Source organism: Pseudarthrobacter arbutini, from assembly GCF_054510915.1.
On record NZ_JBTNDQ010000002.1, the window covers coordinates 181,077 to 196,734 of the forward strand.

Annotated in this window: 16 protein-coding genes; 5 read left to right on the forward strand and 11 right to left on the reverse strand. The window is 67.1% G+C overall.

Translation table 11 applies throughout. The annotated features are described in order from the left end of the window. The first annotated feature begins 49 nt into the window (after nucleotides 1-49). A complete protein-coding gene (locus ACX80V_RS02895; RefSeq protein ID WP_485841860.1) occupies nucleotides 50-523 on the forward strand; it encodes a hotdog fold thioesterase in 474 nt (157 codons plus the stop codon). 20 nt (nucleotides 524-543) lie between these two features. Here the strand turns inward: ACX80V_RS02895 and ACX80V_RS02900 are convergent, their stop codons facing one another. The 7 genes from ACX80V_RS02900 to ACX80V_RS02930 form a co-directional block, all read right to left on the reverse strand. After that, on the reverse strand, nucleotides 544-1,101 hold the full coding sequence (locus ACX80V_RS02900; protein ID WP_485841861.1) for a dihydrofolate reductase family protein: 558 nt from the start codon (nucleotides 1,099-1,101) through the stop codon (nucleotides 544-546). 39 nt (nucleotides 1,102-1,140) lie between these two features. Further along, nucleotides 1,141-1,362, reverse strand: a complete 222-nt coding sequence (locus ACX80V_RS02905; protein WP_485841862.1) for a hypothetical protein — start codon at nucleotides 1,360-1,362, stop codon at nucleotides 1,141-1,143. Next, nucleotides 1,359-2,576, reverse strand: coding sequence for an inorganic phosphate transporter (locus ACX80V_RS02910; RefSeq protein ID WP_485841863.1), 1,218 nt, complete (start codon nucleotides 2,574-2,576; stop codon nucleotides 1,359-1,361). Before ACX80V_RS02910 ends, ACX80V_RS02905 begins: the two co-directional genes overlap by 4 nt. A gap of 147 nt (nucleotides 2,577-2,723) precedes the next feature. Continuing rightward, nucleotides 2,724-3,239, reverse strand: coding sequence for an HAD domain-containing protein (locus ACX80V_RS02915; protein WP_485841864.1), 516 nt, complete (start codon nucleotides 3,237-3,239; stop codon nucleotides 2,724-2,726). A 174-nt stretch (nucleotides 3,240-3,413) separates the two neighbouring features. Further along, nucleotides 3,414-3,845 carry a VOC family protein gene (locus ACX80V_RS02920; protein ID WP_058932548.1) on the reverse strand — a complete coding sequence of 144 codons (432 nt, stop codon included), beginning with the start codon at nucleotides 3,843-3,845 and terminating at the stop codon, nucleotides 3,414-3,416. 111 nt (nucleotides 3,846-3,956) lie between these two features. Next, a complete protein-coding gene (locus ACX80V_RS02925) occupies nucleotides 3,957-4,676 on the reverse strand; it encodes a response regulator (RefSeq protein ID WP_485841865.1) in 720 nt (239 codons plus the stop codon). After that, nucleotides 4,673-6,625: a DUF4118 domain-containing protein gene (locus ACX80V_RS02930; protein ID WP_485841866.1), complete on the reverse strand. Its 1,953-nt coding sequence runs from the start codon at nucleotides 6,623-6,625 to the stop codon at nucleotides 4,673-4,675. The genes ACX80V_RS02925 and ACX80V_RS02930 overlap by 4 nt, the downstream gene beginning before the upstream one ends. Nucleotides 6,626-6,803: 178 nt before the next feature. Here ACX80V_RS02930 and ACX80V_RS02935 point away from each other — a divergent pair, with 178 nt between their 5' ends. Beyond that, a complete protein-coding gene (locus tag ACX80V_RS02935) occupies nucleotides 6,804-8,777 on the forward strand; it encodes an APC family permease (protein WP_485841867.1) in 1,974 nt (657 codons plus the stop codon). Nucleotides 8,778-8,797: 20 nt separating this feature from the next. Here ACX80V_RS02935 and ACX80V_RS02940 read toward each other — a convergent pair whose 3' ends face one another. Next, nucleotides 8,798-9,553 carry a ZIP family metal transporter gene (locus ACX80V_RS02940; protein WP_248760744.1) on the reverse strand — a complete coding sequence of 252 codons (756 nt, stop codon included), beginning with the start codon at nucleotides 9,551-9,553 and terminating at the stop codon, nucleotides 8,798-8,800. Between the two features lie 178 nt (nucleotides 9,554-9,731). On the opposite strand from ACX80V_RS02940, the gene ACX80V_RS02945 reads away from it, so the two are divergent. Further along, nucleotides 9,732-10,352, forward strand: coding sequence for an L-threonylcarbamoyladenylate synthase (locus tag ACX80V_RS02945; RefSeq protein WP_058932553.1), 621 nt, complete (start codon nucleotides 9,732-9,734; stop codon nucleotides 10,350-10,352). A 17-nt stretch (nucleotides 10,353-10,369) separates the two neighbouring features. Here the strand turns inward: ACX80V_RS02945 and ligD are convergent, their stop codons facing one another. Beyond that, nucleotides 10,370-11,392, reverse strand: a complete 1,023-nt coding sequence (gene ligD, locus ACX80V_RS02950) for a non-homologous end-joining DNA ligase (protein ID WP_485841868.1) — start codon at nucleotides 11,390-11,392, stop codon at nucleotides 10,370-10,372. A 79-nt stretch (nucleotides 11,393-11,471) separates the two neighbouring features. Here ligD and ACX80V_RS02955 point away from each other — a divergent pair, with 79 nt between their 5' ends. After that, nucleotides 11,472-12,149, forward strand: a complete 678-nt coding sequence (locus tag ACX80V_RS02955) for an alpha/beta hydrolase family protein (protein WP_485841869.1) — start codon at nucleotides 11,472-11,474, stop codon at nucleotides 12,147-12,149. Nucleotides 12,150-12,176: 27 nt separating this feature from the next. Here the strand turns inward: ACX80V_RS02955 and ACX80V_RS02960 are convergent, their stop codons facing one another. Together ACX80V_RS02960 and ACX80V_RS02965 are read right to left on the reverse strand one after the other, a co-directional pair. Then, on the reverse strand, nucleotides 12,177-12,320 hold the full coding sequence (locus tag ACX80V_RS02960) for a hypothetical protein (RefSeq protein WP_485842061.1): 144 nt from the start codon (nucleotides 12,318-12,320) through the stop codon (nucleotides 12,177-12,179). A 165-nt stretch (nucleotides 12,321-12,485) separates the two neighbouring features. Then, entirely contained in the window at nucleotides 12,486-15,266 is a 2,781-nt protein-coding gene (locus ACX80V_RS02965; protein WP_485841870.1) for an ATP-dependent RNA helicase, read from the reverse strand. Nucleotides 15,267-15,361: 95 nt separating this feature from the next. Between ACX80V_RS02965 and ACX80V_RS02970 the strand changes: the two genes are divergently transcribed. Beyond that, nucleotides 15,362-15,622, forward strand: coding sequence for a hypothetical protein (locus ACX80V_RS02970; RefSeq protein ID WP_485842053.1), 261 nt, complete (start codon nucleotides 15,362-15,364; stop codon nucleotides 15,620-15,622). Nucleotides 15,623-15,658 lie beyond the last annotated feature (36 nt).

Sequence of the window (15,658 nt, forward strand, 5' to 3'; positions counted from 1 at the left end):
GAAGGGGGCCGGTTTGGTAGTTTCACTCACAGGTGCCAGCCTAGTTCCCATGATGGACAATTTCACGCCCGGGCCCTTCACTGAGGAATTGGTCACAGCAGGCATCCCGGCGCACCTCCACGACTGGCTCGGCCGCCTGGGCATCGGCGCCCTGGTGGTGAAGATGGGGATCCACTTCCTGGAGATGAGCCCGGAACGAACGGTGGCCACCATGCCGGTGGAAGGGAACACCCAGGTGGCGGGCATCCTCCACGGCGGCGCCCATGTGGTGCTGGCCGAAACCCTGGGGTCCTTCGCCGCCGGGATGCACGCCGGCGCCGGCAGGCATGCCCTGGGCATCGAAGTGAGCGCCACACACCACCGTGCAATCGCCGCCGGCACCGTGACAGGTACCTGCACCGCGATCCACCTGGGCCGGACACTGACAACGCATGAAATCGTGATGACCGACGAACAAGGCCGCCGCCTCTCCACCGCACGCCTCACCAACATGCTGCGGGACAACGAGCCCACGGAGGCCTAAGCGCCTCAGGCGGGAAGCTCCTAACCGGCCGGAACCGGGGACGTGAAGGTGTAGCGGAGCTCCACTATGCCCCGACCCAAGGTGCGGGACGCCGTCAACTCAAGTGGCGACGTCGGGCCCTCCAATGGCAGCAGCCGTTTGCCGTCGCCCAGGACCACGGGGATGACAGAAAGGATGAGGTCATCCAGCAGTCCTGCGTTGGCGAACTGCGCAGCGAGGTTGCCGCCGCCCACCACCCAGACGTTCATGCCGCTGGCGTGATCCTTGAAGTCCTGGATGAACTCCTGGACGGGTCCGCGGACGAAGGTGATGTCTGTGCCAGCCGGTGCAACGTGTTCGTGTCGCGTGAACACGTAGCACGGCGTGGAAGGGTACGGCCAGTTGCCGGGTTCATGCTCCATCAGCCAGGCGTACGTCTCGCCGCCCATCACGATGCAGCCGACGCCGGCGATGAAGGTTTCGTAGCTTTCCTTGCCGCCCTCGAAGCCATCGAACTCTAGAAGCCAGGCGAGGTCATCCTTGGTGGTGGCGATGAACCCGTCAATGGAGGCCGCGACAAAATACTGGATCCTTGACATGGAACCAGATTAGCCCTGCGGCGTTGACGCGCTGAAGGCCTACTTGCTGAAGTACGGAATGATCAGGTAAAGCCCGAACAGCACAGCCACGCCGCAGAGGCCAAAGCAGGTGTAGGCGAAGTAGCGCTTGGTGCGGGGTGAGGCCTGCCGGGCGTCACCGGCGATGGCCGTCAGCCGCACGCCCAATGAATACAGGATCACAACGGTCACCGCGGACACCAGGGTGGCGCCGGCCACTGTCAAGAGTTCCAACCACTTCATCGCAGAACATCCTTGTGCTGGTTCGCCTTGGCGCGGGCCCGGGCGAAGGCTTTCTTCTTGGCAAAGCGGACGGTCTGGCCCGCTTCTTCGACTTCCACGGCATTGTGGTGGCCCACCGCGGACTTGCGGGAGTAGGCGAACATAAACAGCACCGCGGCGGTGCCGGCGACGGCGGCAATCACCACACCCACCACGCCGGTCTTCACGAGCAGCGCGGTCAGCGCGCCCACAACGCCGGCGGCGGGAAGTGTAAACAGCCAGCCCAGGGCGATCTTGCCCACCATGTTCCACCGCACCGTGGTGCCCTTACGGCCCATTCCGGACCCGATGACGGACCCTGACGCCACCTGGGTAGTGGACAGGGCGAAGCCTAGGTGGGAAGACGCAAGGATGGCAGAGGCGGTGCTGGTCTCGGCTGCGAATCCCTGGGCAGGCTTGACCTCGGTGAGCCCGGAACCCATGGTCCGGATGATGCGCCAGCCACCTGCGTAGGTGCCAACGGCGATGGCCAGGGCGCATGCCGTGATGACCCAGAACTGCGGGCCCGAACCCGCGGACTGGGTGCCGGCGGAAATCAGCACCAGGGTGATGATGCCCATGGTCTTTTGTGCATCGTTGGTTCCGTGGGCCAGCGCCACGAGGCTGGACGTGAAGATCTGGCCGGTGCGGAACCCGCCGCGCTTCTGCGTCAGCTTGCTGCCGGTTTCCGGATCGTGCCGTGACGTCAGGGCATACGCGAGCCGCGTGCAAAGGTACGCCACCAGGCCGGCAATCAGCGGGGCGAAGATGGCGGGCAGGATGACCTTCTGCAGCAGGGTTTCCAGGTTCACGGAATTGAACCCGATGCCGGCGATGGCTGCGCCGATCAGCCCGCCGAAGAGTGCATGGGATGAGCTGGACGGCAGGCCTTTGAGCCAGGTGATCATGTTCCAGAGGATGGCGCCCATAAGGCCGGCGAAAATAATGTCCGGCGTGATCTGGACACCGTCGGAGCCTTCCCGGATGATGCCGCCGGAGACTGTTTTGGCCACTTCCGTCGAGAGGAAGGCACCGACCAGGTTCAGGATTGCGGCGAGCGTCACAGCGGTCTTCGGTTTAATGGCACCGGTGGCGATGGGCGTAGCCATCGCATTCGCGGTGTCATGGAATCCATTCGTGAAGTCGAAAAATAATGCCAGTCCGATGACCAGCGCCACCATAAAGGTGATATCCACCTGTTGCCCAATCTGCAGAGTCGACGTTCAGCAGTTCCACTACCCGACGTGCCCTGCAACGCATTATTCACCTGCAGTTCATGTGAAATGACCTGTGGAGTTAACAGAACCGGCGTGAAACCCTATCGATCGTACGCGTCCATGGCATCAGGTCAAAAACAGCTGCTCCGTGACAAACCCACCGACGGCGGCCAGTTCGGCGGGAGAGATTCCCCGGCGCGGATCGGGCGACACCGTGAGGATGCGTCGGCCCAGGAATCCGGCCCACGCCAGTGCTTCCTGTTCATAGCGGAGCTGGTCGTCAATCCACACGATGCCATCCGGGGCGTTGGCCTCCAGGTCCTCCTGGAGGGCGGCAAGCTTCCACCAGCCCTCCCCCGTTCCGGCACCATCCGCTGTCAGGCAAGGCCAGTGGCCGCCTGCAAGTCCGATGGCAGGGCATAAGTATTCCGCGGCCATCTCCTCCCAGCTGGTGAGCCACACGCACCGGACTCCAGGCAACCGGGAAAGCCCGTTCAGCCCGTCAACCAGCTGGCCCGCATACGCCACTTCGAGCACGCCGGCGTTCGCAAGTATCCAGCCGGAACCCCATGGCGTCGTGCCCGTTGCTCCGAACGGGCAAACGACGCCGTCGACGTCCAGGTACAAGGTGACGTTCCGCATTGCCGCTCCCGGTCAGGCCGGCAGGCCCGGAACGGCCCTTAAATGATTGAGGGGCTGCACGCATCAATGGTTGCATTGCGTGCAGCCCTGCTCAAGGACTCGCGGATAAGCGGTGTCTCCTCGGCAGAGATCGCCTTTGGTCCGTCGTTCTCTGTCCTGGTTTGACGTGGGAGCCTATGACGCGGGAGCGGCCTGGGGGTTATTGACGTTGACCAGCCAGGCAGTCCCGAACCGGTCCGTGCACATGCCGAAGATGTCGCCCCAGGGCGCCGGCTCCAAGGGAACGGTGACCGTGCCGCCGTCGGCGGACAGCTTCTCCCAATAGCCGCGCAGCTCAGCTTCGTCGTCGCCGCTGAGCGAAACCGAAATGGAGCTACCGGTCGCGAGGTCCATGCCGTTCGGCGTGTCCGCCCCCATCAGGACCAGGCCATTGCTGGCCGTCAGCATGCCGTGCATGATTTTGTCGGCTTCCGCCGGATCTTCGCTGGCGTGGAACTCCCCGAACGTGCTGAGGGCCAGGTCGCCACCAAAGACGGACTGGTAGAAGGTCATCGCCTCGCGGGCGTTCTCGCGGAAGCCAAGGTAGGGGTTGAGCGTCGTTGGCATGGCCGGTTCTCCTTGTGATGCGGAACTGAAACGGAATCGGAACAGTCAACATCCTGCCGCACTTCCTGCCGCGTTCATAGGGGTTCACGGCAACCTGATGCCCCGCAGTTTTCAGGGCATAAAGCGGTATCCCACACCAGGTTCGGTGAGGAGGTGGCGGGGTTTCCCGGGATCGGCCTCCAGCTTCCGCCGCAACTGGGCCATGTACACACGCAGGTAGTTGGCTTCCGTCTGGTAGGCCGGTCCCCAGACGTCCAGCAGCAGCTGCTGCTGGGTCACCAGCCGGGCAGGGTTCCGGACCAGCAGTTCCAGGATGTTCCATTCGGTCGGCGTCAGCCGTACAACGTCCCCGTCCCTCGTGACCTGCCGCTGGGCCAAGTCCACGGTGAAGGAGGATGCGGCCACCGTGGGTGCCGACGCCGGATCCGGAACGCGGCGGAGGAGCGCCCGCAGTCGGGCCAACAGCTCATCGAGTCCGAACGGCTTGGTGATGTAGTCATCCGCACCTGCATCCAGGGCGTCGACTTTGTCCGATGAGCCGTGGCGTGCAGACAGCACCAGTACGGGCAGGTTGCTCCATCGACGGAGTTCCCGCAGGACTTCTGCTCCATCCAGGTCCGGCAGTCCGAGGTCCAGGATCATCACGTCCGGCGGACGGTGGGAAGCGGCACGCAAGGCTGTGCCGCCGTCGGCCGCTGACTCCACGGCGTAGCCGTGGGCCTGGAGCGTGATCCGGAGTGCCTTCAGCAGGTGGGGATCGTCGTCGACAACCAGCACACTGGTCCGGCGGCCGCCTTGAATGCCGGAAGAACCAGCCTGGTCCGAATTCACGTGGCCTCCTGACGCGGCTGGCCGGCCGCGTGGCGCGCGCCCGGCGAGCCGGTGGAAAGGGCCAGCCTGATCACCATGGTCAGCCCGCCGCCGGGAGTTTCCTGTGCAGTCAGCGTGCCGCCCATGGCCCTGACGAACCCGTCGGCGACGGCCAGGCCCAGTCCCACTCCGGTGGCCTGGGGCCGGTCGTGGAGCCGCTGGAACGGCTGGAACATCTCAAGCACCTTCCCGGCGGGCACACCGGCGCCGTGATCGATGATCCGCAGTTCGCCGGACGGATAGCCATCCAGCGTGGCTGCACCCATGCCGTCGGAAGCGCCTGTGATGGTGATCCCCGAACCCGGCGCGTATTTGACGGCGTTTTCCACAATGTTCGCGATCACGCGGTCCAGTAGCACCGGATCGGCTTCCACTGTGGGCATGTTGGCGGGCAGCTCCACCCGGACTGTACCGTCCGGGAGCCCGCGCAGGGCCGGGGCCACAACCTCGCTCCACCGCACGGGTCCCAGCAGCGGCCGGACGGAGTCGGCGGTGATCCTAGACATGTCCAAGAGGTTTCCCACCAGCTGGTCCAGCCGGTCCGTGCATTCGTCAATGGTTTCCAGCAGCTCCCGTTCTTCCGCGGGCGTATAGGTGACGGTCCGCTGCAGCAAGCCACCGGCGGCGAGCTTGATCCCCGCCAGGGGGGTCCGCAGGTCGTGGGACACCGCCCGCAGGATCGCCGTGCGCATGGAGTTCCCTTCGGCCAGCCGCAGCACCTCGCGCTGGCTGACGGCCAGCTGGCGGCGTTCCAGCTGGGCTTTCACGTGGACCGCAAACGCACCCAGCAACCGGCTTTCCACTGCCGGCACCTCCCGGCCGAACAGCACCAGCCGGGTGTCATCGTCGACCGGTTCCGCGGTGCTGCCCGGCAGTCCGGTGACGCCATGCTCCCACCCGGCGGTCTCCCCCGCGCCGGCCACGAGCGACCAGATCCTGCCGTCCGCGCCGCGGACTCCGGAGAGTCCCGACGTCGGACCGGAACGTTGCGCTGTGCCCTCCCGGCTGCTGTACACACCGGCCCCGGTGGCACCAAAAACGTCCAAGGCCTCCGCCAGGATCCCGTCCAGAGTGTCCTCCGAACGGGAGGCGCCCAGGGCGAGGTCGCCCAGCGTCGCCGCCTCCGCCTGCGCGCGGGCAGCCTCCTTGGACCGGCGGGCAGATCCGTCCACCACCCCGGCGACCGCCACTGACACCCCCACAAAAACGGCCAGGGACAGGAGGTCCTGGGGATCACTGATCGCCAGGTCCTCTAGGGGCGGCGTGGAAAAGTAGTTCACCAACACGCTGCTCCACAGCGCGCCGACGACGGCAGGCCACAACCCGCCCACCAGCGCCACCGCAACGGCGCCGGCAAGCTGGATCAGGACGGCGGTGGCAACGCTGTGGTCGAACGCTGCGAGCAGCAGCTGCAGCAGGGCGGGCAGGGCTGCTGCGAGCGCAAAGCCAATGGCAACCCTGGTGCGGCCCAGGTCAGGCCGCCGGCGTGGTGCGTTCCGCTGGGGCGGGACGCGGGGAACTACCTGGACATCAATGTCGCCCGCACCGCGGACCACCCGGGCTTCCACGGTGCCGCCGGCGAACAACCCTGCCAGCACACCGGCAAGCGGTCCGCGGCGGGACTGCCCCACAACAATATGGGTGGCACTGGACTTGCGGGCGTAATCGAGCAGGGCCCGGGCCGGATCCGTCGCGGAAACGGTGTGGTAGGTCCCGCCCAGGTCATTGACCAGCCGCCGCTGTGCCTCCAAAACCTGGGGAGACTCGCCCGCGGTACCCCCCGTGGTGCGGACGTGGACGGCCACCAGCTCGCCGCCGTCGGTCCTTTCGAGAATCCTGGCGGCGCGCCGGATGAGCAGTTCTGCGTCATCGCTGCCGTTGAGGCCAATGACTATCCGTTCCCGTGCCATGCCGCCATTCTCCCACCCGGATCCCCACGTCCCGTGCCGGCATTTCCCGGGGTTGGTGGCTGTGGTCATACGGACGTTAAGGATGCGTCAAGATCCGCCCGAATTCGGCTCCGGCCAGTCTCCCCAGTACTAGATTCGGCTGTGCCCGCGGTGCTGTGCCGCAGACTGAAAGGCTTTCATGACCACCATGAGCAGACCCCCTGCCGATCCCTCGGCACTCCGTGCGACGCGGAAGGAGGCCCTTGGCAGTTGGCTGCTGCATGGATTGGAGGATTCCAAGGGCACCCACCAGGGGCCGGGCGGGCTCGCGGACGAACAAAAGAAGCACCACTGGTGGCAGGTGATGTGCCTGACCGGCGTGGACTACTTCTCCACGCTGGGCTACCAGCCGGCCATCGCGGCGCTCGCGGCCGGTGCCCTCTCCCCCTTGGCAACGCTTGTCCTGGTGGCCGTGACTCTGTTCGGCGCCCTCCCCGTCTACCGCCGGGTTGCCGGCGAGAGCCACCGCGGCGAAGGGTCCATTGCCATGCTGGAGCGGCTGCTCCCCAAGTGGCGGGGCAAGCTCCTGGTGCTGGTGCTGCTGGGTTTCGCGGCCACCGACTTCATGATCACCATGACGCTGTCCGCCGCCGATGCCACGGCACACCTGATCGAGAATCCGTTTGCACCGGACGCCCTGCACGGCCAGGAGGTGGCCGTAACGCTGGTCCTGCTTGCCCTGCTCGCTGCCGTTTTCCTGCGCGGGTTCAAGGAGGCCATCGGCGTCGCCGTTGTGCTGGTGATCCTGTACCTGGGACTCAACGTGGTGGTCATCGCGAGGTCGCTCGCGGAGGCAGCCGCCCACCCAGTGGCCGTCGGTGACTGGTGGCAGACTCTTAACACCTCCCACGGAAATCCGCTGATGGCGGTGGCCATCGCCCTGCTCGTCTTCCCCAAGCTGGCGCTGGGGCTGTCCGGCTTTGAAACCGGTGTGGCGGTGATGCCGCAGGTCCGCGGCGGCGCGGGCGATACCCAGGAGAACCCGGCCGGGCGGATCCAGGGGACCCGGCGGATGCTGACCACCGCCGCCCTGGTCATGAGTTCCTTCCTCGTGACCAGCAGCTTCACCACGGTTGTCCTGATCCCCGAGGCTGAGTTCCTGCCGGGCGGCGAAGCCAACGGCAGGGCGCTGGCGTTCCTGGCCCACGAGTACCTCGGGCCAGGCTTCGGCACGGTCTATGACGTGAGCACCATCGCCATCCTGTGGTTCGCCGGTGCGTCCGCGATGGCCGGCTTGCTGAACCTGGTCCCCCAGTACCTGCCGCGGTACGGCATGGCCCCTGCATGGGCGAAGGCAGTCCGGCCGCTCGTGCTTGTCTTCACGCTGATCGGGTTCCTGATCACCTGGCTGTTTGAGGCCGACGTCGATGCCCAGGGCGGGGCGTACGCCACCGGCGTCCTGGTGCTGATGACCTCGGCTGCCGTGGCCGTGACACTCTCGGCCCGCCGGCTTCAGCAGCGTAAGCGGACCATCGGCTTTGGCATCATCACGGTGCTGTTTGTCTACACAACGGTCGCCAATATCTTTGAACGTCCCGAAGGCATCCGGATTGCCGGCTTCTTCATCCTGGGGATCATCAGCATCTCGCTGCTCTCGAGGGTGCTGCGGTCCTTCGAACTGCACGCCACGCACGTCCGGCTGGACACCCAGGCCCTGGAGTTCATGGCGGAGAATCTGAGCGGGCCGATCGGGATCATCGCCCACGAACCGCTTCGCCAGTCGGCGGACGCTTACCGGCAGAAACTGGCGTCATCCACCGAGGCAAGCCATTTCCCCTCTGATTACCGGCCCCTGTTCCTGGAAGTCACTGTGGACGATTCCTCGGACTTCGAGACGGCCCTGGAGGTCCGGGGTGTGGTGCGGCACGGGTTCGCCGTCCTGGAAGTCCATGGACCGGTTGTGCCCAACACCATCGCCTCGGTGCTCCTGCACATCCGCGATGTGACCGGGCTGATGCCGCACGTCTACTTCCGCTGGACCGAAGGAAATCCTGCCGTGAACCTCCTGAAGTTCCTGGTGCTGGGCGAAGGCGAGATCGCCCCCGTGACACGCGAGATCCTGCGCGAGGCCGAACCTGATGTCACCAAGCGGCCGTGGGTGCACGTGGGCTGACCGTTGACGACGGCGGGACTTCACCCCCCGAGCTGGTGGACTGTGAAGGCCGTTAGGAACCCGACGGATGCGGTCAGTCCGGTGAGGTTGTGGTGCTCTTCGAACGCCTCGGGGATCATGGTGTCGGCGAGCATCGCCAGGATCCCGCCTGCCGCGATCGCGGTAATGAAGGCGATGACGGCGTCCGGAGCGTTCTCCAGCGCCACATACCCGAGCAGTGAAGCGAACCCGCACATGACGGCTATGCCTCCCCACACCCCAAAAATGTAGCCGGTACTCCGTCCTGCCTTTTTCATCCCGGCAGTTCCGGAAAGACCCTCGGGAACGTTGGAAATGAAGACAGCCGCAAGCATGGCCGGACTGACCGATCCCGCGGTGACGAGTCCGACGCCGAGCACTATCGACTCCGGGATCCCGTCGAGGAGGGCGCCGAAGGCGATGGCCGTGCCGCTGCCCGGGCTGTCCTGCTCCGACGGTTGCTGGCTGCCTGAGCGTTTGCGGTGTTTTGCGCCGGCCCGGGTGAGGAGCATGTTCGCTCCCACGTAGACCACGGAGCCGGCCAGGAATCCGGTCACGGTGGGCCACAGGCCCCCACCATCAACCGCCTCAGCGACGAGCTCGAACGCCAGTGCCGAAATCAGCACGCCCGCCCCAAAGGACATGATCGAGGAGACCAGTTTGGACGGAATGGCCCATTTCCACGACGCGGCGGCCCCCAGCACCAGGGCGGCACCGGCCACGGTTCCCCACATCAACGCCTGAAGCCACACCGGCATGCTGCCACCTTTCGTTCGCCCCGCACAGGACTCACCCTGCTGACTGAACCCATAGGCCCTGAACCTATCCTCCCTCGGCGTTGCACGCACGGCGCCGTGCCTGTCTACTGGGCCGTGCCTGTCTACTGGGCCTTGCCTGTCTACTGGCCAGGGCGCCAATTGTCGTAGGCTCAGGAGCATGGCCAGATACTTTGATGTTCATCCCCAGGATCCCCAGCCCCGCGCCATCACGCAGGCCGTGAAGATCGTGCTCGACGGCGGGCTGATCGCCTACCCCACGGACTCCTGCTACGCCCTCGGGGCCCAGCTGGGCAACAAGGATGCCCTGGACCGGATCCGGAATATCCGCAAGCTCGACGACAAGCACCACTTCACGCTGGTGTGCAAGGACTTTGCCCAGCTGGGCCAGTTCGTGAACATCGGCAACGACGTCTTCCGCGCCATTAAAGCCGTCACGCCGGGAAGCTACACGTTTATCCTGCCTGCCACCAAGGAAGTGCCGCGCCGGCTGCTGCACCCGAAGAAAAAGACCGTGGGCGTGCGCATCCCGGACAACCGCGTGGTCCAGGCGCTGCTGGCCGAACTCGGCGAGCCCCTCCTCTCCAGCACCCTGCTGCTCCCGGACGAGGAAGACCCGCTGACCCAGGGCTGGGAAATCAAGGAACGGCTTGAGCACGAGGTGGACGCGGTCATCGATTCCGGCGACTGCGGGGCAGAGCCCACCACGGTGATCGACTATTCCAGCGGAGTAGCCGAGGTGGTGCGTCGCGGCACCGGCGACCCGTCCCGGTTCGAGTAGCCCGGGCTCGAACGGACTTAGTCCTGTTTGCGGGCCCGGCTCGGCTGCACCCGCGGGGGCTCACCGGGCATCTTCGGGTAATCCGGCGGGAACGGCAGTTCGCCGAGCCCGGCCTTGAGGTCCCGCTCCCACCACTCCAACAGCACGTCGAGGGTGCCCGGATGCGCCTTCATGTCTGCCCAGGGATCGCCTTTGGTCCTGAGCCGCTCGGGGACCGTCAGGATGGTGAAGTCCTTGGGATCCGCGCTGCCCAGTTCGTCCCAGCCGATGGGGCACGAGACCGGTGCATGGGCCAGCGCACGGGGGCTGTACGCGCCGGCGATGGTCCGGTCCCGGTTCGCCTGGTTGAAGTCCAGGAACACCTTCACGCCGCGTTCCTCCTTCCACCAGGCCGTGGTGACCTTGTCCGGCATCCGCCGCTCCAACTCGCGGGCCGCAGCGATCACCGCGTGGCGGACGTCCAGGAATTCGTGGTTGGGCTCGATGGGAGCGTAGACGTGCAAGCCGCGGTTCCCCGATGTCTTGATGAACGTGTCCAGCCCGGCCTCCGCCAGCACCTCCTTCAGCGCCAGGGCAGCCGGGACGGCGTCGTCGAAGTCTGTGCCCGGCTGCGGGTCAAGGTCGATGCGCAGCTGGTCCGGGTTATCGGTGTTCGCTGTATGGGACGGCCACGGGTGGAAGACCACTGTATTCATCTGCACGGCCCATACGGCCGCGGCGGGTTCGTCCAGGACCAGCATGGGGTGCGAGCGTGCGCTCGGAAACGTCACCTTCACTGAGCGGATGAAGTCAGGTGTTCCCTTGGGCGGGTTCTTCGAAAAGAACTGGTCCCCCTCGACATTGTCCGAGTACCTCTGCAGCGCCACCGGCCGGTCACCGTTCGCGGCAATGAACGCCTTCCCCACATCCACCATGTAGCGTGCCAGGTCCAGCTTGGTCAGACCCAGCTCCGGCCAAAGCACCCTGCTGGGGCTGGAAACACGCATCTCGCGCTCGCCGTGCGGTCCCGGGACAGTGAGGGTGGTCTGTTCGCTCGCCATGGGGACAACCTACCCTGCGCCACGCGTGGCGTCAGCACCTCGGCACCCAGGGCTGCCGGTGATCCGGCATCATGGACCTATGGCCGTAGCTGAATCACCTGTCACCTTTCCCGTCGGCGACGCTGAGGTCTCCGGCGTTTACGCCCGCCCGGACAGCCCCTTCGCCACTCTGGTGCTGGCGCACGGGGCAGGCGCCGGTATGGAGCACCCGTTCATGAGCGGTTTCACCCGTGGACTGAACGACGACGGCGTTGCCACGTTGCGCTTCAACTTCCCCTACCGCGAGGCCGGCCGAAAATTCCCGGACCGGCCGCCGGCAGCCATCGCCACCTGGCGCGCCGCCATGCATGAAGCAATGCGGCGAGGAACCGAGCACGGTGACACCGGACCGGTGTGGGCTGCCGGCAAATCGTTTGGCGGCCGAATGGCGTCCATGGCAGTTGCCGAGGGAATGGACAGTGCCGGACTCGTCTACCTCGGCTATCCCCTCCACCCGCCCGGAAAGCCTGAAAAACTCCGCGACGAGCACCTCTACGGGCTCACGCTCCCCATGTTGTTCCTGCAGGGCACGCGCGACACCTTTGCGACGCCGGATCTGCTGGAGGGTGTGGTCTCCCGGATCGGTCCGTCCGCTGTCCTGGACTGGATCGCCGGCGGTGACCATTCCTTCGCCGTCGCAGGAAAGAAACGCGACGCTGCAGAGATCGGAGCGTCGCTGGCGCCGAAGGTGGCCGAGTTCATGCGGAGCCGCGGCTAACCCATCCGGCCAGCCGTAACGGCCCGGTTACGCAGCGTCCTCGTGCCACCAGCCTTCCCAGGCGGTGGAGGTCAGCCGGCCGGTGGGGAAATCGGTGTTCCCGATCCCGCCATTGTGCGGGCGGCTACCCTCTCCGCGGCCGGCGTCAAAGAGGAAGTTCAGGCTACTCAAAAGCAACATTATGTGTGTCCCTTCGTGTGGTGGTCTGGACCACGTTGTCCAAGTAGGAACGAGCCTAACTGCACGATGTTTCAGCGGGTCGACGCAACGTTTCGGCGACGTATCGGACATCTCACCTGTGCAACCAGCGAAAGAAAGGCCGCCGGCGGGCCGGCGCTACATGCGGGCTTTGGTCCGGGCCGTCGGCAGTGCCGTCCAGGGATCCTCCGGCCAGGGATGCCTGGGGTAGCGGCCACGCATCTCGGACCGCACCTGCGCGTACGGCCCGGACCAGAACGATGCCAGGTCGTCCGTCACGGCGAGCGGCCGCCGCGCGGGCGACAGCAGGTGGAAGAGGACAGGAACCCTGCCGTCCACCAGCCGCGGCGTCTCAGCCCAGCCAAAGCACTCCTGCAGCTTGACCGCGACAACCGGCCGGCCGCTGTCGTCCGCGTGTGCCTGCCCGGGTCCTGCCTGGTCCGACGCGGCACCATCTGACCCGGCACGGCCTGGCGCCGCTTTGTCCGAAACCTCGGGGTAGTCGATCCGCACCATCGATCCGCTGGGAACTTTCAGTGCCTCCGGTGCCAGCTCCGCCAGGCGGACCGCCTCCGGCCAGGGCAGCAGCCGCCGCAGGGGGTTGGTGAGGTCGATGCTGTTGGTGGCGGCGCCGCCGGCCAGCGCCTCAAGCTCCGGTCCCAGCCAGGAGTCCAGCAGGGCCAGCAGGGCCGGTTCGGAAACATCGGGCCACGGCTCACCCAATTCGCGGCGCAGCAAGGCGAGGCGGCGGCGCAACGCATCGGCCGCCGTCGACCATCCGATGGTTCCCAGCCCCGCCGTGGCGAGGGCACGGGCCACGGCGGCACGGCCCTCCTCGGCGGAGGGGCGGACGGGGGTGGAGGACAGGCTGATGGCACCCAGCCGTCGTTCCCGTCTGGCCTTCACCCGGCCCTGGCTGAATTGCGCTTCCACCGTGTCGGTCAGGAGGTGCCCGGCGGCGGCCTCGGCGGTGTCGGCGCTCAGCGGCGCGGCGGACCGGATCACCGCGCCGGTACCGGCTGCGTCCCGGCCGGCGGCGCGTGAAACTTCCGCCACGGCCAGCCACTCATGCCCGGTGAGCGGACTGCCCGCCGGCAATCCCGCACGGGTGCCGGACGACAGCAGGTACCGCGCCGGGCCATCGCCCGGGACACGCCGGGCCACACGGTCCGGGAACGCCAGCGCGACGACGACGCCCACCGCCTCCGCAGCGGTCACCGGCGCGGTACTGACCAGGGAGGCGATGCCGGACGTGCCGACGGCGGCGCCCTCCTTCCGCGCGATTGTCTCCAGCCTGCGGACATCCTCCGCCCAGCGCCTGGCGGCGGGGTCCTTTCCGGCGCGCAGGCCGGACAGGAGCCGCGTGAGGTCGGCCCCCGGGGCCCGCTGGTCCCCGGCTACCAGTGCCACGGCTTCCGCTGCGACGCGGTGACCTACGGCGGCTGCACCGTCGAGCAGTGCCCGGGCCAGCCGTGGATCGGCCGGGACCCTTGCCAGCGTCCGCCCCAGCGCAGTGGCGTGCCCGTCGCGGGCCACGGCTCCGAGTTCGCGCAGCACCTCTATAGCCTCGCCCATGGCTGCCGCGGGGGGTGCATCCGGCAGCGCCAGCCCGGTGCCGCCCGGTGATCCCCAGCAGGCCAGGACCAGCGCAGCACCGGTCAGGTCCGCGACCGCGATCTCCGGCGTCACATGCGCCGGCGCGGCACCATAGGTCCGCTGGTCGTAGCAGCGGACCACCCGGCCCGGGCCCTGCCGCGCGGCCCGGCCAGCCCGCTGTTCGGCTGATGCCCGGGAGCAGGAAACCGTGACCAGCCCGGACATACCGCGGCTGGCATCACGGCGGGGTTCGCGGGTCAGCCCGGAATCGATGACGAGGCGCACTCCGGGGACGGTCAGGGATGACTCGGCCAGATCCGTGGACACGATGATCCGGGCCGGGCCGCCCGGCCGGCGCCCCGAAACGGCCTGGTCCTGTTCGGCTGGGCTGACCTGGCCGTGGAGCTCCAGCACCTCCGTTCCGGGAGCAGCCCGGCCGCGGAGGCGGGCAGCCACGTAGGAGACCTCCCAGGCTCCCGGGACAAAGACCAGCGCATCGGTGCGCGCGTCCTGCCCCACCGCGGTGGTATGGGCCTGCGCGGCTGCATCGGCCACGTGGTCGAGGAATCCGCGCGTGACCCCACGGTCATCCAACCGCGCGACGGCGGCGGGTGCCCACTCCACTACCAGGGGGTACAGCGCTGAGGGGCAGTCGACGACGGGAGCCGGCCCGCCGCCGTCGTCCGCTGTCCCTGGCTGTCCGGTCCCTGCATTCGCGGCTGCGCCCCCGATCAGGGCGGCGAAGCGGGGCGCGTCCAGTGTGGCGGACATGGCCACCAGCGTGAGGTCGCCGCGGAGCTGCCGCACTTCGGTGAGCATCCCCAGCAGCAGGTCGGTTTCGAGGCCGCGTTCGTGGACCTCGTCCAGGATGACCGCGCCGGTGCCTTCCAGGCCGGGATCATCGAGCAGGCGCCGCAGCAGGATGCCCGGCGTGACAAACTCCACCAGGGTGGCGGGCCCGGCCTGGCGTTCACCGCGGACGGTGTACCCCACGCGGTCTCCGATCCGGCTGCCGTCCAATGAGGCCAGTCGCCGGGCGGCGGCACGCGCGGCGACCCGCCGCGGCTGGGTGACCACCACCCGCTTGGCCATTCCTGCAGGCGCGGAGAGGTTGGCGAGCAGCGGCGGCACCAGCGTTGTTTTGCCGGTGCCGGGCGGCGCCCGCACCACTGCCGTACCCGCCGCACCGCCGGCGCGCAGCACGGTGGACAACTCCGCGAGCGACTCAGCAAAGGCCAGACCCGTGCCGATGGCCGCCAGATCAAAGGTGGCGGTACCAGAGATGCCGGCGGGGACGGCGGCGGAGTCGGGTGGCCTTATCACCCGTCCATTGTCGCCGCAATCCCCCACCGCCGTCAGCGCAGGTGGGCCTGGATAGGTCAGACTGGAGGTCATCCACCATGAAAGCAGGACTTCCCTTGATCAACCTCCAGCAGGACTCCGAAGGCTTCATCCGCATGAAGAGGCACTTTCCCGCCAGTGCCACCGTGACTGTCACGTTCAGCGACGGCTCCCAGGAGGAGTTCTCCGGCCGCCGGCTCAACGAGATCTACGACGACGCCCTGGCCGTGTACCGCGCCCAGAACCAGCTTGATGCCAAGGGTTTTTCCCGTGGTCCGCAGAAAAAGGTGCAGACCACTATCGAGTTTGTCCCCGTCCGTCCTGGGATGGGCCAGTAACCCGGCCCACCGCGCCAAGCGGCTCCCGGCTCACCG

Excerpts from the sequence above, each read along its gene's own strand:
- ACX80V_RS02895 (WP_485841860.1), top strand. The coding sequence starts at position 50 with ATGATGGACAATTTCACGCCCGGGCCCTTCACTGAGGAATTGGTCACA.
- ACX80V_RS02900 (WP_485841861.1), bottom strand. The coding sequence starts at position 1,101 with ATGTCAAGGATCCAGTATTTTGTCGCGGCCTCCATTGACGGGTTCATC.
- ACX80V_RS02905 (WP_485841862.1), bottom strand. The coding sequence starts at position 1,362 with ATGAAGTGGTTGGAACTCTTGACAGTGGCCGGCGCCACCCTGGTGTCC.
- ACX80V_RS02915 (WP_485841864.1), bottom strand. The coding sequence starts at position 3,239 with ATGCGGAACGTCACCTTGTACCTGGACGTCGACGGCGTCGTTTGCCCG.
- ACX80V_RS02920 (WP_058932548.1), bottom strand. The coding sequence starts at position 3,845 with ATGCCAACGACGCTCAACCCCTACCTTGGCTTCCGCGAGAACGCCCGC.
- ACX80V_RS02930 (WP_485841866.1), bottom strand. The coding sequence starts at position 6,625 with ATGGCACGGGAACGGATAGTCATTGGCCTCAACGGCAGCGATGACGCA.
- ACX80V_RS02935 (WP_485841867.1), top strand. The coding sequence starts at position 6,804 with ATGACCACCATGAGCAGACCCCCTGCCGATCCCTCGGCACTCCGTGCG.
- ACX80V_RS02940 (WP_248760744.1), bottom strand. The coding sequence starts at position 9,553 with ATGCCGGTGTGGCTTCAGGCGTTGATGTGGGGAACCGTGGCCGGTGCC.
- ACX80V_RS02945 (WP_058932553.1), top strand. The coding sequence starts at position 9,732 with ATGGCCAGATACTTTGATGTTCATCCCCAGGATCCCCAGCCCCGCGCC.
- ligD (WP_485841868.1), bottom strand. The coding sequence starts at position 11,392 with ATGGCGAGCGAACAGACCACCCTCACTGTCCCGGGACCGCACGGCGAG.
- ACX80V_RS02955 (WP_485841869.1), top strand. The coding sequence starts at position 11,472 with ATGGCCGTAGCTGAATCACCTGTCACCTTTCCCGTCGGCGACGCTGAG.